This is a genomic window from Prauserella isguenensis (genome assembly GCF_014191605.1).
In the GTDB taxonomy this organism is placed as follows: domain Bacteria; phylum Actinomycetota; class Actinomycetes; order Mycobacteriales; family Pseudonocardiaceae; genus Prauserella; species Prauserella isguenensis.
Genome location: NZ_JACHWU010000002.1, coordinates 108,997 through 131,602, shown reverse-complemented (window position 1 = coordinate 131,602; position 22,606 = coordinate 108,997). Strand labels below are relative to the sequence as shown.

At 71.0% G+C, this 22,606-nt stretch carries 20 protein-coding genes and 3 tRNA genes; 8 read left to right on the top strand and 15 right to left on the bottom strand.

Going from position 1 to position 22,606, the window contains the following annotated elements; all coding sequences use genetic code 11:
- Positions 1-21 precede the first annotated feature (21 nt).
- Positions 22-1,284: a D-arabinono-1,4-lactone oxidase gene (locus FHS23_RS09105; RefSeq protein WP_183651631.1), complete on the top strand. Its 1,263-nt coding sequence runs from the start codon at positions 22-24 to the stop codon at positions 1,282-1,284.
- A 31-nt stretch (positions 1,285-1,315) separates the two neighbouring features.
- Positions 1,316-2,554: an ethanolamine utilization protein EutH gene (gene eutH / locus FHS23_RS09100; RefSeq protein ID WP_183651628.1), complete on the top strand. Its 1,239-nt coding sequence runs from the start codon at positions 1,316-1,318 to the stop codon at positions 2,552-2,554.
- Positions 2,555-2,724: 170 nt separating this feature from the next.
- Here the strand turns inward: eutH and FHS23_RS09095 are convergent, their stop codons facing one another.
- The 4 genes from FHS23_RS09095 to FHS23_RS09080 form a co-directional block, all read right to left on the bottom strand.
- Positions 2,725-2,838, bottom strand: a complete 114-nt coding sequence (locus FHS23_RS09095; protein WP_183651626.1) for a methionine/alanine import family NSS transporter small subunit — start codon at positions 2,836-2,838, stop codon at positions 2,725-2,727.
- Positions 2,838-4,385 (bottom strand): sodium-dependent transporter, encoded by a 1,548-nt coding sequence (locus FHS23_RS09090; RefSeq protein ID WP_183651623.1) that lies wholly within the window; start codon positions 4,383-4,385, stop codon positions 2,838-2,840. Before FHS23_RS09090 ends, FHS23_RS09095 begins: the two co-directional genes overlap by 1 nt.
- Before the next feature lie 221 nt (positions 4,386-4,606).
- A tRNA-Leu gene (locus FHS23_RS09085) sits at positions 4,607-4,690 on the bottom strand.
- 550 nt (positions 4,691-5,240) lie between these two features.
- Positions 5,241-5,324: transfer RNA gene (locus FHS23_RS09080), tRNA-Leu, on the bottom strand.
- Positions 5,325-5,433: 109 nt separating this feature from the next.
- Here FHS23_RS09080 and FHS23_RS09075 point away from each other — a divergent pair.
- Positions 5,434-6,753: a M20/M25/M40 family metallo-hydrolase gene (locus FHS23_RS09075; RefSeq protein ID WP_183651620.1), complete on the top strand. Its 1,320-nt coding sequence runs from the start codon at positions 5,434-5,436 to the stop codon at positions 6,751-6,753.
- A gap of 78 nt (positions 6,754-6,831) precedes the next feature.
- Here the strand turns inward: FHS23_RS09075 and FHS23_RS09070 are convergent, their stop codons facing one another.
- Both FHS23_RS09070 and FHS23_RS09065 read right to left on the bottom strand, forming a co-directional pair.
- The gene (locus FHS23_RS09070) at positions 6,832-7,686 is read right to left on the bottom strand and encodes an ABC transporter permease (RefSeq protein ID WP_183651617.1); all 855 of its coding nucleotides are present in this window, start codon (positions 7,684-7,686) and stop codon (positions 6,832-6,834) included.
- Complete coding sequence (locus FHS23_RS09065) at positions 7,683-8,660, bottom strand: ATP-binding cassette domain-containing protein (RefSeq protein ID WP_183651614.1); 978 nt, start codon at positions 8,658-8,660, stop codon at positions 7,683-7,685. Before FHS23_RS09065 ends, FHS23_RS09070 begins: the two co-directional genes overlap by 4 nt.
- Positions 8,661-8,779: 119 nt before the next feature.
- Between FHS23_RS09065 and FHS23_RS09060 the strand changes: the two genes are divergently transcribed.
- Both FHS23_RS09060 and FHS23_RS09055 read left to right on the top strand, forming a co-directional pair.
- Positions 8,780-9,559, top strand: coding sequence for an MOSC domain-containing protein (locus tag FHS23_RS09060; protein WP_183651600.1), 780 nt, complete (start codon positions 8,780-8,782; stop codon positions 9,557-9,559).
- A gap of 54 nt (positions 9,560-9,613) precedes the next feature.
- Positions 9,614-9,961: an HIT domain-containing protein gene (locus tag FHS23_RS09055; RefSeq protein ID WP_183651597.1), complete on the top strand. Its 348-nt coding sequence runs from the start codon at positions 9,614-9,616 to the stop codon at positions 9,959-9,961.
- Positions 9,962-10,032: 71 nt separating this feature from the next.
- Here FHS23_RS09055 and FHS23_RS09050 read toward each other — a convergent pair whose 3' ends face one another.
- The 4 genes from FHS23_RS09050 to FHS23_RS09035 all read right to left on the bottom strand — a co-directional run bounded on the left by FHS23_RS09050 (position 10,033) and on the right by FHS23_RS09035 (position 12,385).
- Entirely contained in the window at positions 10,033-10,890 is an 858-nt protein-coding gene (locus FHS23_RS09050) for an alpha/beta hydrolase (protein WP_183651594.1), read from the bottom strand.
- 193 nt (positions 10,891-11,083) lie between these two features.
- Positions 11,084-11,488, bottom strand: coding sequence for a hypothetical protein (locus FHS23_RS09045; protein ID WP_183651591.1), 405 nt, complete (start codon positions 11,486-11,488; stop codon positions 11,084-11,086).
- A gap of 89 nt (positions 11,489-11,577) precedes the next feature.
- A complete protein-coding gene (locus FHS23_RS09040; protein ID WP_343053771.1) occupies positions 11,578-12,048 on the bottom strand; it encodes an NUDIX hydrolase in 471 nt (156 codons plus the stop codon).
- A gap of 61 nt (positions 12,049-12,109) precedes the next feature.
- Positions 12,110-12,385, bottom strand: a complete 276-nt coding sequence (locus tag FHS23_RS09035) for a PASTA domain-containing protein (protein ID WP_183651585.1) — start codon at positions 12,383-12,385, stop codon at positions 12,110-12,112.
- A gap of 113 nt (positions 12,386-12,498) precedes the next feature.
- On the opposite strand from FHS23_RS09035, the gene FHS23_RS09030 reads away from it, so the two are divergent.
- Complete coding sequence (locus FHS23_RS09030; protein WP_183651582.1) at positions 12,499-13,182, top strand: alpha-ketoglutarate-dependent dioxygenase AlkB; 684 nt, start codon at positions 12,499-12,501, stop codon at positions 13,180-13,182.
- Positions 13,183-13,200: 18 nt separating this feature from the next.
- On the opposite strand, the gene selB is transcribed toward FHS23_RS09030, so the two are convergent.
- The 3 genes from selB to FHS23_RS09015 form a co-directional block, all read right to left on the bottom strand.
- The gene (gene selB / locus FHS23_RS09025; protein WP_183651579.1) at positions 13,201-14,979 is read right to left on the bottom strand and encodes a selenocysteine-specific translation elongation factor; all 1,779 of its coding nucleotides are present in this window, start codon (positions 14,977-14,979) and stop codon (positions 13,201-13,203) included.
- Positions 14,967-16,268, bottom strand: coding sequence for an L-seryl-tRNA(Sec) selenium transferase (gene selA, locus FHS23_RS09020; protein ID WP_183651575.1), 1,302 nt, complete (start codon positions 16,266-16,268; stop codon positions 14,967-14,969). The genes selB and selA overlap by 13 nt, the downstream gene beginning before the upstream one ends.
- 24 nt (positions 16,269-16,292) lie before the next feature.
- Positions 16,293-16,384, bottom strand: a tRNA-Sec gene (locus FHS23_RS09015).
- 77 nt (positions 16,385-16,461) lie between these two features.
- On the opposite strand from FHS23_RS09015, the gene selD reads away from it, so the two are divergent.
- Positions 16,462-17,454, top strand: a complete 993-nt coding sequence (gene selD, locus FHS23_RS09010; RefSeq protein WP_183651571.1) for a selenide, water dikinase SelD — start codon at positions 16,462-16,464, stop codon at positions 17,452-17,454.
- Between the two features lie 44 nt (positions 17,455-17,498).
- Here the strand turns inward: selD and FHS23_RS09005 are convergent, their stop codons facing one another.
- Both FHS23_RS09005 and FHS23_RS09000 read right to left on the bottom strand, forming a co-directional pair.
- A complete protein-coding gene (locus FHS23_RS09005; RefSeq protein ID WP_246381901.1) occupies positions 17,499-20,126 on the bottom strand; it encodes a VanW family protein in 2,628 nt (875 codons plus the stop codon).
- 175 nt (positions 20,127-20,301) lie between these two features.
- On the bottom strand, positions 20,302-21,960 hold the full coding sequence (locus FHS23_RS09000) for a serine/threonine-protein kinase (RefSeq protein ID WP_183651568.1): 1,659 nt from the start codon (positions 21,958-21,960) through the stop codon (positions 20,302-20,304).
- A gap of 222 nt (positions 21,961-22,182) precedes the next feature.
- Here FHS23_RS09000 and FHS23_RS08995 point away from each other — a divergent pair, with 222 nt between their 5' ends.
- Positions 22,183-22,548 (top strand): DUF6401 family natural product biosynthesis protein, encoded by a 366-nt coding sequence (locus tag FHS23_RS08995; RefSeq protein WP_183651566.1) that lies wholly within the window; start codon positions 22,183-22,185, stop codon positions 22,546-22,548.
- Positions 22,549-22,606 lie beyond the last annotated feature (58 nt).

Here is a 22,606-nt window from a genome sequence, read left to right as displayed (position 1 = left end):
GCACGAGATCGGAGCATTCACGTGACCGAGCCATCGCTGTCCGCACCCACCAGCTACGACCGGGTATGGACCAACTGGGCGGGCAACCACACCGTCACCGCGTCGATGTACGCCCAGCCGCGGGACGAAGCCGAAGTGGTCGACGCCGTCCGCTACGCGGTCCGGCAGGGCATGAACGTGCGCGTCGCCGGAACCGGCCACTCGTTCACCCCGATCGTTCCGACCGGCGGACTCATGCTCGACCTGACGCAGCTCAGCGGCGTGACGGCGACCGATCCGCAGCGGTTACGGGCCACGGCGCTGGCCGGCACCACGGTCGGCAGGCTCGGCGAGCCGCTGTGGGAGGCCGGGCTCTCACTGTCCAACCAGGGCGACATCGACAAACAGGTCATCGCCGGTGCGCTCGCGACGGCCACGCACGGCTCCGGTATCGAACTGCCGAACATGTCCGCGGCGATGCGCCGGGTACGCCTGGTCGACGGCCGCGGCGAGGTCGTCGAGATCGGCGAGGACCGGATGCGGGAGCTCCGCGCGGCACAGGTCGCGCTCGGCACGCTCGGCGTGATGCTCGAGGTGGAACTCGAGGTCTCCCCCAGGTATTACATCGCCGAGGAGATCAGCTACCGGCCGTGGCAGGAGATCGAGGAATCCTGGGACGAGCTGATCGCGAACCATCGGCACTTCTCGTTCTTCTGGTGCCCGGCCGACCACTCGGTCGACCTGTATCAGCTGCCTGCGCCTCCCGACCAGCCGATGCACAACCACTGTTACGTCAAGATCTACGACGAGGTCGAGGTCACCGAACCGGACGGCCTCGTCTCCGACGACGTCGGCAACCGCACCGACCGCGCCTACCGGGTCTACCCCGGCGGGTACGACGAACCCTTCCACGAGATGGAGTACATGGTGCCTGCCGAGTACGGGCTGGAGGCGCTCAACAAGATCCGCCGGCTGATGCTCGACGAGTTCCCCGACCAGCTCTATCCCATCGAGGTGCGCTGGACCGCCGCCGACGAGGCCTACCTGTCGCCGAACTACCGTCGCGACACGATGGTGATCTCCGTGTCAGGCGCACCCGGCACGGACTACTGGCCGTTCCTGCGCGCCGTCGACGAGCGGTTGCAGCAGTACCAGGCCCGGCCGCACTGGGGCAAGATCCACTTCATGACGCGGGACCGGCTGGAGCAGCTGTTCCCCGAGTTCGACACGTTCCTCGCCGTGCGCCGGGAGTTCGACCCGGACGGCGTGTACCTGAACGACCATCTGCGTCCGCTCCTGCGCTGACCCCGTCTCCCCACCGGAAGGAGGAGGACGCGTGGAGTCCTTCGGGAACCTGATCATCTACATCATGATGGTGTTCGTCGTGATCGGCGCCATGGCGTCGATCCGCGACGACGAGCACGGCCTCGGCAAAGAGTTCAAGGAAGGCCTGCACTCGATCGGCGCCATCTTCATCCCGGTCGCCGGGATCATGGCGGCCATCCCGTATCTGTCCGCACTCGTCGAGTCCGTCGCCGGGCCGCTGTTCGACGCGATCGGCGCGGACCCGGCGATCGCCGCGACGAGCCTGATCGCCGTCGACATGGGCGGCTACCAGTTGGCGCAGGAAACGGCCGCCAGTACCGGTGGCTGGATCATGGCCACCGTCGTCGGCTACATGGCGGGCGCCACCATCATCTTCACCATCCCCGTCGGTCTGGCCATGTTGCACAAGCGGGACCACCGATACATGGCGCTCGGCGTGATGTCCGGTGTCCTCGCCATCCCGGTCGGCGTGCTCGTCACCACGACGATCCTGGCGGCGTCGTCGACCACGGTACGGGGCGAGGTGTCCGCCGACAGCGCCTCCGACACCGCGCTGTCCGGTTTGGACACGGGTTCGATACTGCTGAACCTGTTGCCGCTCGCGGTGTTCGTCGTAGCGCTCGCGGCGGCGCTGTGGTTCGCGCCGAAGTTCATGATCCGCCTGTTCATCTGGTTCGGACGGATCCTCGACGCGGCGCTGAAGCTCGTGCTGGCGGTCAGCATCATCGAGCACTTCACGGGTGTGTTCTCCGCCGTGTTCGGCGGCTTCGGGTTCGACCCGATCATCGCCGACTCCGAGGACCAGTACCGCGCCCTCGAGGTGGCGGGCAACATCGGCATCATGCTGGCCGGCGCCTTCCCCATGGTGTACGTGCTGCGCAAGGGCCTCGCCCGACCGTTGGGCGCGCTGGGGCGCCGGGTCGGCATGAGTTCCGAGGGCACGGCCGGTCTGCTGGCCGCGGTGGCGAACGTGCTGGCACTGTTCCGCCTGATTCGCGACATGCCGCCCAAGGACAAGGTGCTGTGCATCGCGTTCGCCGTCTGCGCGGCGTTCCTGGTGGGCGACCACCTCGCCTTCACGGCGAACTTCCAGCCGAACCTCATTCTGCCCCTGCTGATCGGCAAGCTGGTGGGCGGCGTACTCGCGATCGGGTTGGCCGTGCTGATCACCAAGCCTGCCGTGGCGGCGCTCGCCGCCGAGGAACAGCAGGAGAACGCCGAGGAGGATACCGAACCGGCCACCAAGTGAACCGCGACGTCACGACGAGCCGCCACGACGCCGCAGCACACGCGGCCGGCTGACGGCCGTCCGACGGCCGACCCCCGAGTCCCGTCCGGAGCCGCCCCGCTCCGGACGGGACTCGTCGAGCTTCTACGCAGCGGCACACGCCGTGCCGCCGGTCCCGAGCCAGCGGCGGCCTAGTCCTCTCCGTCCTCCGGACTCCGCCGGACCAGATTGACGATCGACAACGCGAGGCCACCCCAGATCACCACGATCGCGACCACCATCATCACGACGGCCGAGACGCCCATCAGCGCACCTCCTCCTCGGTCAGGTCCAGCCGTGTCTGCGGCTTCCACGGCGCCAACGATGCGAGGGCCGCCACGACGATCACACCGACGACGACGCCCCAGCCGAACGTGGCCAGCATCCACGCCGGATAGTCCTCGTACGGCGTGCTGATGTCGGTGACGAGCTGCCGGACGAGCACGTACAGCAGGGCCAGCGGGGCCACCACACTGACGAGCAGCTTCCACGCCGGGCCCACCGGGATCGAGCCGTGGTGGTTGAGGTGCCGGATCAACTCCGGCAACAGGCGCACACCCCACGCCAGCACCAGCATGCTCACCACGGCGACCAGCAGGATGCCGAACTGGTTGATGAAGTGGTCCACGATGTCGAGCACGTACATGCCGCTGGTGGTCGAGAACAGCACCAGGCTCACCAGCGCGGTGGGGACCACCACGGACAGGGTCGCGGTCAGGCGGGACAGCTCGAACTTGTCCCGCACACCGGAGATCACGACCTCGAGCACGCTGATGAGCGACGTCAGCCCGGCGATCACGAGCGAGCCGAAGAACAGCACACCGAGCAGCGCCCCGGCCGGTGCCTCACTGATGATGGCGGGGAACGCGACGAAGGCCAGGCCGATGCCGTCGGAGGCGACCTCACCGACGGCCACCCCGGAAGCCTGCGCCATGAACCCGAGCGCGGCGAACACCCCGATACCGGCCAGCAGTTCGAAGCCGGAGTTCGAGAAGCCGACCACCATCGCCGACCCGGTCATGTCGGTCTTGCGCCGCACGTACGACGCGTAAGTGATCATGATACCGAACCCGATCGACAGCGAGAAGAAGATCTGCCCGAAGGCAGCCGCCCAGACGCCCGGCTCCAGCAGGGCCTCCCACGCGGGCGTGAACAGCGCCGCCAGCCCGCCGCCGGAGCCCGGCAGCAACAGTGCCTGCACCACGAGGGCGAGGAACGCCAGCACCAGGACGGGGATGAAGACCATCGCCACGGTGCCGATACCCCGCTGCACACCCAGGGCCATGATCACGATCAGCGCCACCCACACCACGAGCAGCGGCACCAGCACACCGGGTGTGAACTCCAAGGCCACGCCCGGCTCACCCAGGTTCAGGAAGTCGTCGAAGAAGAAGCCCTCAGGGTCATCGCCCCAGGCCTTGTTCACCGAGAAGAACGTGTACCGCACCGCCCAGGCGAGCACGGCCGCGTAGTAGACGGCGATGAAGAAGCAGATCAGGACCTGCCACCAGCCCAGGGCCTCGATGCGTTTACGGGCGCGGGCGAAGGACAGCGGCGCCGACCCCCGGAACCGGTGACCCAGTCCGTAGTCCAGCAGGAGGAACGGAATTCCCGCGGTCAACAGCGCGACGATGTACGGCAGGATGAACGCGCCCCCGCCGTTCTCGTACGCGACGTACGGGAAGCGCCAGATGTTCCCGAGCCCGACCGCGGACCCGATGGCGGCGAGGATGAAGACCCGCCGGCTGGTGAACCCACCACGCCGGGTTTCCTCGGTCTGTGTGCCCGGCCCCGAGCCGGCGTTATCGGTCATCGGTCCTCCTCGGTCTCGACCGTGGAGCGTGGTGCGCTCATACCGGACGAAGTCTATTCCGCGTGACTCCCGCGGACAAAACGGTGACCGCCCGATTCGGACGAGGCCCGCACCGTCTCGCGAACGCGGGAGGTGCGCTTCGGCCCCGAAACGTCGTCGGCACGGCAAAAAAGCAACCCATCCGGAAAACCCCGGATGGGTTGGTCGATGGTGCTCGATCGTGTCCGAGGGGGGACTTGAACCCCCACGCCCGTTACGGGCACTAGCACCTCAAGCTAGCGCGTCTGCCATTCCGCCACTCGGACTTGCCGACGGACAGAGTAGCGGACGCACCGCGCGCCGTGCTCAGGGGGACCGCGGCGAGCTCCGACCGGCCCGATCGCCGCGGGTCTCGCCCGCCTCGACGGCCGCACCGATGCCCGCGCGGCGATGTCCGAGGCCGGTGAGCCGTTCGTTCCTGTGCGTGGCCCGGTGGCGTTCTCTCGCGGCGCTCGTTCGGGACTTTCCACATCGGAGCCGAGCGAGGCGGCGCGAATTCCGAAATCGGTACAGGAACGAGACGGTATCGATTTACGAATCGCATTCACGGAACGGGATTCGTCGTCGCGAGAAGTCGCATGCCCGGACCCGGAGCCGCGACCCATGAATTGCGCTGTTTCCTCCGCGCATTGCCGTGAGAGCACGACCGCGCGGACCCCCACTCGGCCCTCGTCGGCGCTGCGCCCTCCGGGCCGCACCATCGGTCACGGGCGCACCACGAACCCGGACGAAGATCGGATCGACGGGACCGTACACCTCGAAGCACTACGCCTCGTACGCATGCGCGCCTCATACTGGGTCGCGCCTCACGCTGTGTGTCCGAGGGGGGACTTGAACCCCCACGCCCTTTACGGGCACTAGCACCTCAAGCTAGCGCGTCTGCCATTCCGCCACTCGGACTTGCTGGCGAATAGAGTAGCGGACACGGCGACCCTCGTGCACAGGGGGTCCGCCTTGCCGACCCCATGTGTCTCACCTGCACCAACGGTCTCAGTGATAGGAAGGGCCCGTGACCGAGAACCTCATCGAGGCGGCCGCCGACGAGGCCGTGACTCTCACCAGCGAGCTCATCCGCATCGACACCACCAACACGGGCGACCCGGACACGGTCGTCGGCGAACGCGCGGCGGCCGAGTACGTCGCCGAGAAGCTCACCGAGGTCGGCTACGAGATCAGCTACGTCGAGTCGGGCGGGACGAACCGGCACAACGTCGTCGCACGCCTGCCCGGCGCCGACCCCACCCGTGGCGCGCTGCTCGTGCACGGCCACCTGGACGTCGTGCCGGCCGACCCCGCCGAGTGGTCCGTGCACCCGTTCTCGGGTGCGGTGCAGGACGGCTACGTCTGGGGCCGCGGCGCGGTCGACATGAAGGACATGGTGGGCATGACGCTCGCCCTCGCACGCCACTACAAGCGTGAGGGCATCGTCCCGCCCCGCGACATGATCTTCGCTTTCCTCGCCGACGAGGAGGCGGGCGGCAAGTACGGCGCGCAGTGGTTGGTGTCGAACCGGCCCGAGCTCTTCGAAGGTGCCACCGAGGCGATCAGCGAGGTCGGGGGATTCTCCGTCACGCTGAAGGACGACGTGCGGGCCTACCTGGTTGAGACGGCCCAGCGCGGCATCCGCTGGATGACCCTGCGCGTGCGCGGCACGGCGGGTCACGGCTCGATGATCCACCGCGACAACGCCGTCACGAAGCTCTCCGAGGCCGTCGCGAAGCTCGGCAACCACCGCTTCCCGCTCGTCGTGTCCGACTCGGTGCGGGAGTTCCTGGACGGGGTCACGGAGATCACCGGTTGGGAGTTCCCGGAGGACGACCTCGAGGGCAGCGTCGCCAAGCTCGGAAACATCTCCAGGATGATCGGCGCGACGCTGCGCGACACGGCCAACCCGACGATGCTCACGGCCGGTTACAAGGCCAACGTGATCCCGTCGGTCGCCGAGGCGTCCGTCGATTGCCGCATCCTCCCCGGCAGGCTGGATGCCTTCGACCGGGAGCTCGACGAGCTGCTCGGCCCCGACGTCGAGCGGGAGTGGATGGAGTTGCCGCCGGTCGAGACGACGTTCGACGGCGCGCTCGTCGACGCCATGAGCGCCGCCGTCACGGCCGAGGACCCCGGCTCGCGCACCCTGCCCTACATGCTGTCGGCGGGCACCGACGCCAAGGCGTTTCAGCGGCTCGACATCCGCAACTTCGGGTTCGCTCCCCTGCAGCTGCCCGCCGACCTGGATTTCTCGGCGCTGTTCCACGGCGTCGACGAGCGGGTCCCCGTGGACGCGCTCAAGTTCGGCACGCGCGTACTCGACCGGTTCTTCCGCAGCGCCTGACCGCGCGCGTGTCCTGCTCCGCCGTGTCGGTGTGCGCGTGCCTCGCTCATACGGCGGGTCGACGGCCCGCCGCCGGCGTCACTTCCGGTTGTACATCCGCATGGTCAGCGGGCCGAAGATCGCGAGGATGATCCCGGCCGAGACGAACATCCACAGCGTCGCCGACCCGTCCCACTGCCCGCTCAGCGCGCCACGCACCGCCGCGACCAGGTGCGCGATCGGATTGACGTCGACGAACCCCTGGAGCCAGGACGGCATCGTCCGCGGGTCGACGAACACGTTGCTGAGGAACGACAGCGGGAACAGCACCATGGCGCTGACCCCCATCACCGACCGTTCCGACCGCAGGAGCAGGCCGAGCAACGTCCAGATCCACGAGAACGCGAACGAGAACACCAGCAGCAGCCCCACGCCGGCCAGCACGCCGACCAGCCCGCCACCGGGCCGGTACCCGAGAGCCAGGCCCAGCACGATGATCACGACCGAGGCCAGCGAATAACGGCACACGTCGCCGATCACCGCGCCCACCAGCGCGGACGGCCGCCAGATCGGCAGCGTGCGGAACCGGTCGAACACGCCTTTCTGGATGTCGGCGTTCAACCCGACTCCGGTGTACATCGTGATCATCGCGACGCTCATCACCAGTACGCCCGGCAGCAGGTACTGCAGGTACTCCTCCGGCGAACCCGCCAGCGCACCGCCGAACAGGTAGGTGAACATGAGGGTCATGATCACCGGGAACGCCGTGACGTCGAACAGCTGCTCCGGCACGTGCTTGATCTTCAACATCGCCCGCCACGCGAACGTCACCGACGCCGACCACGCGCTCGGCGGTCTCGGCGGTTCCCCCGTGGCCAGCACCGCGCCCAGGTTGTCCGCAACGGGCGTGTAGCCGTCGGTCTCGGCGCGCTCGGCGCTCGACGTGCTCGTCATGCCCGCGTCTCCTTCCGGTCGGTCAGGGCCAGGAACACCTCGTCGAGGCTCGGCTGGCCGAGGGAGAAGTCGTCGACGGTGATGCCGTCCTGCGCCAGCCGCGCCAACGCGCGCGACGCGTGCTCGGCAGCACCATGCCCGGACTCGCCACCCGCGATCCGCGCCGTCAACGCCACGGGGTCGGCGGCGAAATGAACCTCGGTGCCCAACTCCGCGGCCAGCACACGTTCGGCCTGGGCCCGCTGCTCACCGTTGCGCAGCCGTACGTGCACCGAGCCCGCTCCGACGGACGACTTGAGCTCGCCCGGCGTGCCCTCCGCGATGACCGTGCCGTGGTCGATCACCGCGATGCGGCTCGCGAGATGATCCGCCTCGTCGAGGTACTGCGTCGTGAGCAGCACGGTCGTGCCCTGCGCGACGACGATCCGCACGATGTCCCACACCTGGTTGCGGCTGCGCGGGTCCAAGCCCGTCGTCGGCTCGTCGAGGAAGAGCAGGCGTGGCGTGGAGATGATGCTCGCGGCGATGTCGATGCGCCGCCGCATGCCGCCGGAGTAGTTCTTCACCTGCCGGTCGGCGGCGTCGGTCAGCCCGAACGCGTCGAGCAGCTCCCCCGAGCGCCGCTTCGCCGCGGCCTTGCCGTGTCCCAGCAATCTGCCGAGGAGCACCAGGTTCTCGGTACCCGTCAGGTCCTCGTCGATGGACGCGTACTGCCCCGTGAGGCTCACCTGGGTGCGTACCACCGAAGCGTCGCCGACGATGTCGCGCCCGAACACCGTGGCACTCCCGGCGTCCGGTCGCAGCAGCGTCGCGAGCATGCGTACGAACGTCGTCTTACCCGCACCGTTGGGCCCGAGAATCCCGTACACGGCCGCCTCCGGCACGGTCAGGTCGATGCCGTCGACCGCGCGCGTTGTGCCGAACACCTTGACCAGGCCGGACGTCTCGATGGCCGGAGCCGTGGATGCTGTCACTGCCTCCCCTTCCGTGACGCCCGTTCCCCGGCGTGCGGTTCCCGGGCGCGGACCGCTGTCCGGGGAACGGTTAGATTGCCTCTGAACATTCCGAACCCGCCGCGAGAAGGGCAGGCGACATGGCCGGCGAGATCCGCGGACTGTACGTCCACCCTGTCAAGGGACTGAGCCCGCAGGAACTGTCGTCCGTCACCCTCGAGCCCGGCTGCGGCGTGCCCTACGACCGGGCGTTCGCGCTCGCCCGGCCCGACGGCAAGTACACCCCCGGGTTGGCCGAGCCGCTGCCGAAGACGCAGTTCTTCATGCTCGCCCGCAACGCGTCCCTCGCCGGGTACCGCACCCGTTTCGACCCGGAGACCGGTGTGCTGTGTGCGGAGCGGGACGGCCGCACCGTACTCGAGGCCACCCTCACCACCGACGACGGCGCCGCGGCCGTGACCACATTCTTCGCCGAGGCACTCGGCCTGTCCACTCCGCCCGTGCTGGCCCGCGTCGACGGCAGACGGTTCACCGATGTCTCGGTGGTGTCGGACGCGATGATGAACGCCGTCTCGCTGGTGAACCTCGCCTCGGTGCGCGCGCTCGGCGAGCGTCTCGGCACGGAACTCGACCCCCGCCGGTTCCGCGCGAACCTCTACTACGACGGGCTGCCCGCATTCAGCGAACGCGACCTCGTCGGCGAGGAGATCACCGTCGGCGACCTGCGGCTGCGGGGTGTGCTCGCCACGAAACGCTGCGCGGCGACGGAGGTCAACCCGGACACGGCTGAGCGGGACATCGACCTTCCACGGCGCCTCCACCAGGAGTTCGGGCACAACGAGATGGGCATCTACGCCGAGGTCGTCACCGGCGGGACGGTGCGTCCCGCCGATGCGGTCGACCACCCGGTCGCCGGCTAACCACGTGCCTCCCGTGCTGTCGCACCGCTCGCCGGGCGATCTACAGTGTGCCGCGTGAGTTCCGACTGCCTGTTCTGCAACATCGTCGAACGGTCCGTGCCCGCGACGGTCGTCCACGAGACCGGCTCCGTGCTGGCGTTCCGCGACATCAACCCGCAGGCACCCACGCACGTACTGGTCATCCCGAAGGCCCACCACTCGGACGCCGCGTCGATGGCGGCCGCCGATCCGGCGTTGGCGGGTGAGGTGCTGGACGTCGCCGGCACTGTCGCGGCCGACGACGGGATCGACACCGGCGGGTACCGGCTCGTGTTCAACACCGGCAAGGACGGTCAGCAGACCGTGTTCCACGCGCACTGTCACGTCCTCGGCGGTCGCGGCATGGAGTGGCCCCCGGGCTGACGGGCGTCGCACGCCCGTCCTGGTTCTGCCGAGTCCACTGTGGAACCGGCCTGCGGGGTAGCGCGGCGTCATCACGCAGCGCCTTCCACGACCCGGGCGAGGAGCCGCGCGGCCTCGGCAGTCGCCTCGGGGCGCACAAGGAATCCCGCGTGACTGCCGGGCAGCGTGTGCACCTCGAACGGGTTCCCGGGCGTCAGTGCGTCGGCGTCGGCGATCAGCCTGTCCTGCATCGCGAGCGGCATCGACGTGTCCGCCGCGAGCCGGACGTAGCTGTGGGGAACACCCGCCCAGCGGTCGAGGGCGGCGCGTTCGCCCGGATCGATCATCTCGTCCGGGTCCAGCAGCGCCAGGTAGGCGAGGAACTCGTCGTCGGTGGCGTCGGCGAGCATCGCCGCCTTCAACGCCGCGAGCACGTCGCGATCGGCCGTCCGCCAGTTCATCCGGAGCGCACCCAGCTGTGCGGGGTCGGCGGCGAGGACGTTCGGCAGCCTGTTCAGCGCACTGTCTGCGTACTCCGCCATGGCCATGTACTCGGCGACGGTGGCGCCGACCGGGCACCACGCGGACACGTACACGGCCCGATCGACCAGATGCGGCTCGGTACTCGCCAGGCCGGTGAGCGGCAGCCCACCGCGACTGTGCCCCACCACGACGACCGGCCCGTGCTCACGCGCTCGCCGAGCCACGCTCGCGAGGTGTTCGACGGCGTCGGCCACCGTCACCCCGGCCGCCTTCGACGGCACCGCGCCGAGCGCCGCGCGATCCTGCGGGGCCTGATACGCCTCCGGCCAGGACGCACCGAACCCGTGTCCGGGCAGATCGACCGCCAGCGCGCGCACGCCCAGCAGTGTCAGCTCGCGCAGCAACGGTGCAGCCGAGAAGGAGTTGCTGTTCGACCCGGGGACGAACAGCACGGTCGGAGATGACATGTGCCGATCATGGCAACCGACCGGTCCGAGCGCCCAACGATTTTCCCCTCGTCCGTGCGGCTCGGTGACGTCGAAGGCGCGGGCGAGGCAGCGATGGAGGTCGTGCACATCGCCGCGCCGTATAGGTCATTATACGGACGACATAGTCGGACCCGAGGAGTCACCGCGACGGCGCGGCCGCCGTCCCGCAGCCCTACGCGCGTTCTCGACGACAGGGCCGGGAGGCGTGGACGCTCCACGGGGCGCGGCGCACCCCGGCGGGCCCTGCCGAGGACGACGCGGCGGGTTCCCGCACGGCCTGCACGGGCACCGCGGCGTGGGGCTGCGCACCGAAGCAGCCGGGGCAGACGAGATAGCGGCGCCGGATCGCCACGAGCGTCGCCTCACACCACTGCCGGCACTGCGCGCAGACGAACTCCGCGACATCGGCGAGGCTGTGCAACTCCGCGCTCCCCTGCCCCACCGACACCGAGTACGACGACAGCACCCGGATCCGCCAACCCTGTCCGTGAAGCGTGCGCGCCGCGGCCTCGTCGGCCAACCGGACCGGCCCGAGCGCACCGACCGCCGCTTCACCCGCTTCCGGCGCCATGGTCATGCCTTCCAGTTACCCGAACAGGCGACGGCGAAACCACTTCGACACCGGCCGCTGCACTGTCCGAACCGGACCAGAGCGGACACGGGAGGTCAGCGTGCGAGTGCGGCGACGAGCCGGTCCAGCAGGACGCGTTGCGCCGTCACCAGTCGCGCGCGGGCGGCGTCGAGCGCGCACCACTCGACGCGGTCGAGCTCCGGAAACACTTGCATGCGGCCGGATCCTCGCGGCCACTCCAGTTCGAACGTGCCGGGAGTGACCCGCCCCGGGTCGAGATCACCTTCGAGAGCCCAGGCGGTGACGACCTTGCCACCGGACTGGCGCACGTCACCGAGGGCGATCAACCCGCCCTCGGGTGCCGGCACGCCCAGCTCCTCTTCGAACTCGCGGTACGCGGCGGCCTCCGGCTGCTCGTCCTCGGCGTACTCACCCTTGGGGATGGTCCACGCCCCCTCCTCGCGCCGCGCCCAGAACGGCCCGCCCATATGACCGATCAGCACCTCGGGCGCGTCCGGGCCGCGGCGGTACAACAGAATCCCCGCGCTGCGCCGGCGCTCACTCACACGGGCCCCCACTCACACCGGCCCCATTCGCACGCGATCCCCATTCGCACGCGATCCCCGCTCAGACCGGATCGAGATCCGCGGACTCCCGCGGACTCGGACCCACGAGCGCCTCGGCCGCATCCTTACCGGGATGGGTCCACAGGGCCACCTTCGCGCCCTCCTCGGCCCCGGCCGCGCCGATCGGCCGCTGCGCGGACACGACACCCGTCGCCGGTGCGGGGGCACCGTCCGGCCCGACGGGCACCAGACCCGCGCGCCGCACGATGTCACACGCGTCCTCGGCGCCGAGGCCGACCACGTCGGGGACCTCGGTAACCGGTCGAGGTCGATGCATGGCTCGATTGTAGAGGTCCGACCCGGCCGGTGGGGCCGCCGAGCCGGAACTGATCCACCCGACACGCCACCACGGGTAGAACACGCGTTCGATGTCGCGGTACAGTCCGAGGCATGGACCTGGCACTTCAGGGATCACTCTTCGACACGCTCGCCGACGGGGCGGACGTCGCCCACGCGGACTCCGGCGGTGAACCGTGCGTGGCCGCGGCCACGCCGTCGCTCCGTTCGCTGGAATCCCTCCGCCGTACGGAACTCGGGCGGGGCGCGTGGATCGACGTCCTCCCCGCGTGGCTGTCCGGCGCCGACACACTCTTCCGCACGCTCGCGACCCGGGTTCCGTGGCACGCCGAGCGCAGGCGGATGTACGACCGGACCGTCGACGTGCCGCGACTGCTGAGCTTCTACGACGAGGACGACCCGTTGCCCGACCCTGTGCTCGCGCAGGCCCGCGACGCACTGTCGGCGCAGTACGGCGCCGAACTCGGCGAACCGTTCCGTACCGCGGGACTGTGCTACTACCGCGACGGTTCCGACAGCGTGGCCTGGCACGGCGACACGATCGGTCGCGGCCGGTCGGAGGACACGATGGTCGCGATCCTGTCGGTCGGCGCCGCCCGACCACTGCTGCTGCGGCCGCGCGGCGGCGGTGCGACCAGGCGCTACGGCCTGGGCCACGGCGACCTCGTCGTCATGGGCGGCTCCTGCCAGCGAACGTGGGAGCACGCCGTGCCCAAGACGTCCAAGGCCGTCGGGCCGCGCGTCAGCATCCAGTTCCGTCCCCACGGCGTGCGATGACGGGTGCGCGGCCGTCGATCAGCTCAGGTCGCGGGTGCCGTCGTCGCGTTTCCGGGTGACCCCGTCGGCGTCGAGCCGCTCCAGCAGCGGCACGGCGACCCGGCGGGTCGTGTCCCACACGCGCCGGGCCTGGCTGACGGTGAACGGCGTCTCGAGTCGCGCGAGCCGCTGCGCGGCCAGGCCCGGCGCCCCGGCCGCCAGCACCACGGTGTCGGTGAGCCGGACGAGCCTGCCCGCCCGTTCCGCCGCGGCGAGTTCGCGCTGTCCCAGCCCCAGCTCGGCCAGGTCGTCGGCCTCCGGGGCCTGGAAGGGTCCCGCCGCGAGACGGCGTTCGAGCTGCTGCACGGCCCGCTCGACCGCGTGCGGCAGCACCGAAACGCCCGGCCTGCGTACCAGCCCGTCGCGCAGCTCCAATTCCGCACGGTCGACGATGCGGGAAACCAGCACCGACGGGACACCCAGTTCGCGGCGCAGCGCCTCGACGGGCATCCCCGCGGCGAGCGGCTCGGCCGCGGCGTGGGCGTCCACGCGCTCGGCCGCCCTCGCGGGAAGCTCGGCCAGCAGGTCCGCGTCGACGTACAGCCCGGCCAGCACCGGCACGTCCGGGTGGAACCCGCGAGCACGCAACTCGACCGGCGCCACCACACGGCAACGGCGGACGTAGGCCACCGCCGGATCGCTCCCGTCGAGGTCCCGCGCCCGTTCCCGCGCCGCTCCGCGCCGACGCAGGGCCGGCGGATCCGGGTCGAGGATCTCCACTCCCGCGGGCACGCGGTGCTCCCCCGGATCGCGCAAGAGCCCCGTGTCGCCGTACCGCAGCGGCAACGGCTGCGCCAGGGCCAGTCGCACGGTGTCGTCCCCCAGCGGGCGCACCCGGCAGGAGACGGCCGCAGCGCCGACGTGCAGGACGAGGTCGCGGTGCAGTTCGCCGGCCTTGTCGCCGCGCAGCCGCACGTCGACCTCCGACGTGGGTCGCCACGCCCCCGGCGTGAGCAGCGCCTCGCCCCGGTGCACCCCGGAACGGTCGACACCCCGCAGGTTGAGCGCCACCCGCGCGACGGCCGGCACTTCCCCGCGATCGCGTCCCAGTGCCTGCACGCCGCGCACGGTGACCCGTCCGCCCGAACCCGACAGCTCGAGTTCGTCGCCGACGGCGACCCGCCCCGCGCCGAGCGTCCCCGTGACGACGGTGCCCGCCCCCCGGATCGTGAACACCCGGTCGGCCCACAGCCGGACGTCGGCGGCCGGATCCGGCTCGGGCAGCCCGCGCACGAGGTCGGCGAGGGCTCTGCGCAGCTCGTCGAGTCCGGCGCCGGTACGTCCGCTCACCGCGACCGCGGGAACGTCCCCGAGCGTCGTGGCCGCGACCCGGGACCGGGCGTCGGCGATCACGTCGGCCGGGTCCGCCCGGTCGGCCTTCGTGACCACCAGCAGGCCGCGCGACACGCCGAAGGCGTCGAGCGCGGCGAGGTGCTCCGCCGACTGCGCCTGCCACCCCTCGTCGGCCGCCACGACGAGCATGGCTGCCGTGACCGGCCCCGCGCCCGCGAGCATGTTCGGCACGAACCGCTCATGGCCCGGCACGTCGACGAACGCCACGACGTCGGCGAGACCATCGGCCTCGACGACGTCGCCCCCGCCGTCGGCGGTGGGGAGCCTGGTCCAGGCGAACCCGAGGTCCACCGTCAGCCCGCGCCACTGCTCCTCGGCGAGCCGGTCGGGTTCCATGTCGGTCAGCGCGCGGACCAGCGTCGACTTGCCGTGGTCCACGTGCCCTGCGGTGGCTACGACGTGCATCGCAACACCGCCTCGACCAGTTCGGCGTCGGCCTCCTCCGGCACCGTCCGCAGGTCCAGCAGACACCTGCCGCGGTCGAGCCTGCCGACGACGGCCGGACTGCCCGTGCGCAGGGGTTCGGCGTACCGCTCCGGCACGCTCACGGCCGCGCTCGGCAGTTCCACCCCCGGGGCGCCGCCGCCGCCGACCGCAGCGACCGAGTCGACGGCCGCCGCTGCCACGCCGTACGCCGTCAGCTGCGCCGCGAGCCGCTCCGCTCGCGCCCACAGCGCGCCGACGTCGGCGTCCAGCGCCGCCGCCACCGGCGGCTTCTCACCGCGCAGCGTCGCCTCCAGCGCGGCCAGCGTCAGTTTGTCCACCCGCAGCGCCCGGGCGGCCGGGTGGCGTCGCAGCCGTTCGACCAGCCCCGTCTCCCCCAGCAGCAGACCGGCCTGCGGACCGCCCAGCAACTTGTCCCCGCTCGCGGTGACCAGGGCGGCACCCGCCCGCAGGGCCGTCGTCGCATCCGGTTCCTCCGGCAACAGCGCATGCGGGCGCAGCAGGCCGGAACCGATGTCCACGACGACAGGGACGCCGAGCCCGGTCAGTTCGGCGATCGAGGCCTCCGCGGTGAAGCCGGTGACACGGAAGTTCGACGGATGCACCTTGAGCACGCATCCCGTGTCGGGTCCGATCGCCGCGGCGTAATCGGCGACGCCGGTGCGGTTGGTCGTACCGACCTCCCGGAGCCGCGCGCCCGCCGAGGTCAGCAGGTCGGGGATCCGGAAGCCGTCACCGATCTCGACCAGCTCGCCGCGGCTCACCACGACCTCCTTGCCGGGCGCCAACGTCAGCGCACACAGCAACAACGCCGCGGCGTTGTTGTTGACGACGTGCACTCCGCCCGCGTCGGGCACCGCCTCGGCGAGCGCCGCGAGCGCTCCCGTCCCCCTGCGGGCACGATTGCCGCCTGCGAGGTCGAACTCGACGTCGGTGTACCCGCCCGCGGTCCGTACCGCGTCGAGGGCCTCCTCCGACAACGGAGCCCTGCCCAGATTGGTGTGCACGACGACGCCGGTGGCGTTCACGACCGGGGACAGGCTCGTCGGGTGCGGTCGCCGGGAATCGACCGCGGCCAGTGCGTGCTCGGCCACGTCGTCAGGCACGATCTCCCCGGCCCGGGCGCGGTCCTGTGCGGCGACGATCGCCGTCTTCACCCGGTCGCGGCCGAGCTCATCGGCTGCCTTGGCGAGCCGTGGTTCGGCGAGCAGGGCATCGGTGCGGGGGATGCGCCGCCGTGGGTCGGTCACGACGCACCCCCGCACCGGTCCTCGCGGAGGCGAACGGGAATCGAACCCGCCAACGACAGTGTCTGCCGTTCCACGGTGTTGAAGACCGGGCCGGTCACCAGGCCGGAAGCGCCTCCCTGCAGCAATGCCGCGATCGCCGACATGCCGTCATCATCGCAAGGACGATCACGGCCCGCACAGGCAGGATCGGGATATGACTTCCCGACTGACCCAGTACGCCCACGGCGGTGGCTGTGCCTGCAAGATTCCCCCCGGCGAGCTCGAGGACATGGTTCGCGGCCTCGGCGCGGTCACCCCGCCGGGCGCGCCGGGTGATCTGCTCGTCGGCCTCGACACCGGCGACGACGCGGCCGCCGTACGTATCACCGGTGACCAGGCCGTCGTCGCCACGACCGACTTCTTCACCCCCGTCGTCGACGACGCCTACGACTGGGGCCGGATCGCGGCCACGAACGCCCTGTCCGACATCTACGCCATGGGCGCCACGCCGCTTCTTGCTCTGAACCTGCTGTGCTGGCCCCGGGAACAACTGCCGCCGGACCTGGCGACCGAGGTGCTGCACGGCGGGGCTGACGTCTGCGCCGCCGCGGGCTGCCACCTCGCGGGCGGACACAGCGTCGACGATCCCGAGCCGAAGTACGGTCTCGCCGTCACGGGCCTGGCCCATCCGGACCGGTTGCTCCGCAACGACGCGGGCTCGCCCGGCACGCCACTGTCCCTGACCAAGCCGCTCGGCCTGGGCGTGCTCAACGCCCGCCACAAGGCGACCGGGGAACGCAACGAGGCGGCGATCGACGTCATGACCACACTCAACGACGCCGCCGCCCGTGCCGCCGTCGAGGCGGGCGTCACCTGTGCCACGGACGTGACGGGATTCGGCCTGCTCGGGCATGTGCACAAGCTCGCGCGGGCCAGCGGTGTCACCGCGGTGATCGACGCCGCCGCGGTGCCCTACGTGGACGGTGCGCGGCAGGCGCTGGCGGACGGGTTCGTACCCGGCGGCAGTGCGCGCAACCTCGACTGGGTCCGCCCGCACGTCGACGTCTCCGGGGTGGACGGCGACACGGCGTTGCTGCTGGCCGACGCGCAGACCTCGGGGGGCCTGGTCGTCGCGGGCGAGATCCCGGGAGCGCCGGTCATCGGCGAGCTCCGGGAGCAGGCCGAGCAGACCGTGCTCGTGCGCTGACCCGCCCGTGCGTCCTGGCCGAGCGCGGCCGGGACGCACGGGAGTCACCGCCTGTCGGCCGGTCCGTCTGCGCCACCGCCGGCTCCGCGGGCGCCGGCGGCGTTGCCGCCGCCGGTACTTCCGCTGTCGCCGCTGCCGCCGCTGTCGCCGCTGCCGCCGCTGTCGCCGTTGTCCCCGCCGCCGCCGTTGCCGTCGCCGTTGCCGCCGTTGTCCCCGCCGCCGTCGTTGCCGGACCCGCCGTCGCCGTTGCCGCCGCCGTCGCCATTGCCGCCGCCGTCGCCATTGCCGCCGGAGTCACCGCCGCCGTCCGACGGCTCGGGCTCGGGCTCCGGTTCGAGGCACACGACCGCCGTCTGGCCCCGGTAGACGACGTCCCGCTTCTCGCGCCGGATCACCTCTCCGGTCTCCGGGTTCTTGAAGATGCGCGTGTCGTTGGTGCTGAAGCCGCTGGAACCGCTGCTCGGCACGCAGGACTCGCTCGCAGGCAGGACCTCGGTCGGTGGCGCGGTGTAGTTGTACCTGCCGCCGTTGACCGATTCGATCTCGTACCGTTTGGTGCCCCACAGCTTCACAGTGATGTCGCTCGGGGTCCAGATCGTTTGGATGACGACGCCGTTCGGCGAGTCGTTCTTGAACCTCAGGTCGATGACACTCGATCCGTCCGAGCTCTGGAACACCGTGGCCTCGCGGCCCACCGGGTAGCGGCTGATGTAGTAGCTGTGCTCCTTGTGCTCGACGTCCTTCAGGCCCGCGAAGTAGTACGCGTTGTACAGCGTCGTCGCGAACTGCGAGATGCCTCCGCCGACGGCCCGCGAGGCTTGGCCGCCCGAGATGATGCCGGCGGAGACGTAGCCCTGCTCGATGCCCCGCGGCCCGGTGTGTTCGTTCAGGCTGAACGTCTCCCCCGGTTCGACGACGGCACCGTTGACCTCTTCCGCCACCTGTTTGATGTTGAGCCCCGAGTCGTAGGCGAAGCCGCTGGTGGTGAACTCGCCGACGACCTCCTTGATGCCGAGGGCCTGCGCTTCCTTCGTGGTCAGCTCGGCGGGCTGTTCACCGTAGGGTGCGGTCACGGCGCGCTCGCCGTCACCGGTCAGCACGCCGGGAAGCTCCTTCGCGACCGTGGTCCAGTCGACGCCGTAGCCGTCCGTGGACGGCCGGATCTTCGGGCTGCCGTCCTGGAACGTGAAGTGCGCGTCCCTGCCCGGGTCCTCGGTCGAGGCGAGCTGGGGTGCCGCGACCTCGCGCAGCACTTCCTCGTCGATCCCGGCCGTCAGCGACCCGTCGTCGCGGACGTCGAACGTCAGTGACCGTGCGATACCGCGCGGCCGCACCGTGGCGTCCGCTCCTTCACCGCGGATCGTCACCGGCGCGGAGACGGCCGGTTCGGCCAGGTCGGCCACCGCGTCGCGGACGGTGTCGGGCGACGACCGCACATCCAGGATGCGTACGGGCAGTTCCACCGCGTTCGGGGAGGCCCAGCGGGCCAGGATCGCCGACTTCGCGCCGGCCACGTCGAGCTCGCGGCCCTTCACCGGATCGACCGGCACCGGCGTCGTACCGTCGAACCGGATCGTTCCTTCCGAGGCCTTCCGGTCGATGTCGTCGCGGAGTCGCTCGAGTTCGGCGTCGAGTTGTGCCGAGTCGGCGGTCGAGACGAGTCCGATGTCCTCGGTCGTGAACAGCGATGCCACGCGCGCGAACGGGTTCAGCGGCTGGTCGGTCGCCGCGTCGAGCGTCGCCCTCCAGTCCACGGCCAGGCCCGCCGACTCGGGTGCGAGCGTGTGCTCGCCACCGCCGGTGAGTGTGACCGGCGACGATTCGTCGAGTTCGCGACGCAGCGTGCGTTCGGCCTCCTCACGGCTCTGCCCGGCGACGTCGACCCCCGCGACGGTGCGGCCGCGGGCCACGTCGCCCTGGTTGATCAACAGGTCGAGGCCGTACAGGACGACGAGGACCCCCACCACGGCCGCCGCGATCACGCCGACCCGGCGCCACGGCACGTCGGCGGGCAGCAGCCCGCCGGAGGCGGAACTCTCGGTCTCGGCGGATTCGCTGTCGGGGGACTCGCTGTCGGGAGATGCTGCGGCAGCGGTGCCGGTGCTGTCGGCGGGAGCGAGGACGTCCGTGCCGCCCGAGACCTCCGGGCCGGACTCCGGGCCGGAGCCGGTGGGCGCGGCAGCATCGGTGGGCGCGTCCGCATCGGTGGCAACACCGGCACCGTAACCCGCGCCGAGTGCGGCTGCGTCGGTCTCCGACGGCCACATCGGCTGGTCCGCACCGGCCGTCTCCCCCGGGTCGCCGACCGGATCCGGCGTGGACGCACCCTGGACGGTGGGGTCCGCCGGCGTCACCTCGCCCGTGTCCGGCTCGAACTCCAGCTCGTCGACGCTCGGCTGGGCGGACTCCTCGGCGTCCGGAGCGGCCGACCCATCGGCTGAGCGGGACTCGTCGAACTCGGGGCTTCCGTCGACGTCGGGAGTGTCGTCCGACTCCACAGCATCACCGGCCTGGGCAGCATCACCGGACTCCGCGGTGGAGCCGGGCGCGGATTCCTCGTCGGTGTCGGTGGGCCCGCCGGACGCCGCCGCGGTCCCCGGGGTCCGATCCGGTACGTCACCGGTTCCGGGCGTCGCAGGGTCGGGCGTCGCGGAGTCGTCGTCCTGGGCCAAGGTATTCCTTTGAGGTGTTCAGCTGCGGCAATCACGACAAAATTACCGCAGTGCGTGGCGTCGGTGGTAGGGACCTCACCGCGAACGAAGCCGGGCGGGAGGGGCGTGTCGAGGGGACGTCGATCCGGCCGATGGCCGGCGCTCCCCGGGAAACCGGGCCCACTCGCGTCGTCGCCTAACCGTCGTCCCCGTCGTCCTTCTTCTCGTCCTTCTTGCCCTTGCCCTCCTCCTTCTTCTCGTCCTTCTCGTCGCTGTCGTCCTCGTCGTCCTTCTTCTCGCCTTCGCCCTTCCCGTTACCTTCGCCCTTCCCGTTACCTTCGCCCTTGCCGTCGCCTTCACCGCCGAGCTCGCGGGTGTTCAGGACCTCGTCGGAGTCGATCAACGGATCGCCCGACGCCGACACGGTCATCCCCAGACGGTGCATCTCGCGGGTGCGTTCGCCGTCGGTGGTCGTGAAGTCGAGGCGGACCTTGACGGTCTCGTCGTCGACGGCGCGAGGCCCGCCGCTGATCCGGACCTTCTCGATACCGTCCCAGAACTTCTCGTACTGCTCCCTGCCCTGGGCGTGCAGGCTCGGGCCGAGCGAGCCCCACGCCGTGTCGGCATCGTCGGGGACCAGCGCGTAGTAGCGGGCCACCGCCGCCTCCAACTCCGGGCGCGACGGCTTCGGCGGCGTGCTCGTCGGCTCCGGTGCCTGCGACGACGACGGGGCTGGGGCCGAGGTGTTGACCGGCGCCGCTCCGGCCTCCGAGCCGGAGGCGCCGACGGTGCGCACCAGGATCTCGGAGGCGAGGACACCCGCGGCGACGGCCGCCACCACCGCGGCCGCGACGACCGCGATCCGCCTGCGGCGACCCGCGGGCCGCTGCGCCTCGACCGCGGGAAGTCCCACCCGGGTCGCAGGCCGCTGTTGGGACGCCGCTCCCGCCGCAGGCGCCGCCGTCACGGCGGGCATCGGTGCGGTGACCGGAGCGGCCGCGGGGACGGTCGCGGGCTCGAGCTGCGGGGTAGCCCCTGCAGCGACGGCCCGCAAGGCCGCCTCGACCTGCGCCATCGACGGCCGCTGCTCGGGCTCCTGGTGCAGCATCGCCTGCAACGGGCCGGTGAGTGGGCCCGCCTGCCGCGGCGGCGCGGCAGCGGACGTGGCCACCTTGTGCAGCAGCGCGATCTCGTTGTCGAGCGTGCCGAACGGCGGACCGCCCTCGACCATCGAGTACAGCGTCGCGCCGAGCGAGAACACATCCGACTCGGGGCCCGGATCGGCCCCGCGCGCCGCCTCCGGCGACAGGTACGCGGGCGTGCCCGCGAGCAGGCCGGTACTGGTGAGCGTGACGTCACCGGCGGCCCGTGAGATGCCGAAGTCGGTGATCTTCGCCGTTCCGTCCTCCGCGATGAGCACGTTGCCCGGCTTGACGTCCCGGTGCACGACCCCGGCGGCGTGGGCCGCCCCCAGCGCCGAGGCGACCTGCGCACCGAGCCGTGCGACCTCGGAGGGCGGCAGCACGCGTCCCTCGCCCAGCAGGTCGGCCATGCTCCGTGACGGAAGGAACTCCATCACCAGCACGGGCTGGCCCTCGTCCTCGGCGACGTTGTAGACGGTGATCGCATTCGGGTGCTGCAACCGGGCCGCCATACGTCCCTCGCGGAACGCACGCTGCCGCGCGATCTCCGCCTCGCGCTGGTTCAGGCCTGGGGGCAGCAGCAGCTGTTTGACCGCCACCGTGCGGTCGAGCACCTCGTCGACCGCACGCCAGACCACGCCCATCGCACCCGCACCGATACGCGAGCGCAGGCGATAACGCTCCGCGATCAGACGGCCTTCGTCGTCACTCAACGGCGGCTCCTCGGGTTCCGGCGAGCGGACAGGACTGCATGGTCCGGACAGCGTAGATGCCCGTGACGCCGCGCACGCCACAACCGTCCAGGCAGGCCGAACATCACACGACTCCGCACGCGACAGCACGGGCTGCGTCGACCGCCCGCCCACCCCCGTCGACAACCGGGAGTCACGAAGCACCTGAAGATCCACCCGAACGGGTGGATAGACTATGGGGCCATGGGTTGGTTGATGAACACGTGGCGGGAGTCTGCCGCCGGGCGGGAACTCACCGCTCTCACCGACCGGCTCGGCCGGATCGGCGCCGCACCCGCTCTCCTGCCGGTGGGCAGGCTTGCGGCCGTCGATCAGCACGCGGCGGCGATCCGCGACATCCTGACCCTCGGCGCGGGCGGTGTCTCCCAGGCCCAGCTCGCCTACTACGCCCGCGGGGTGCACGACGCCGCCCGGGACGCGGGCTGGACACCACCGTCGGCGGAAGGTGCGACCACCGACTGGGTCATTCTCCGCCTGGCCGCCGTGTGCCTCCTCGCGACGGCGGGCGCCGCGGTGGGTGCGGAGCTGGACCCGGCCCTGTTCTCCTGAACTCGGCCGATGTGCTCCCGATCGGCCGGGAACGCCGTGCCGGCGGACCGCACGCACG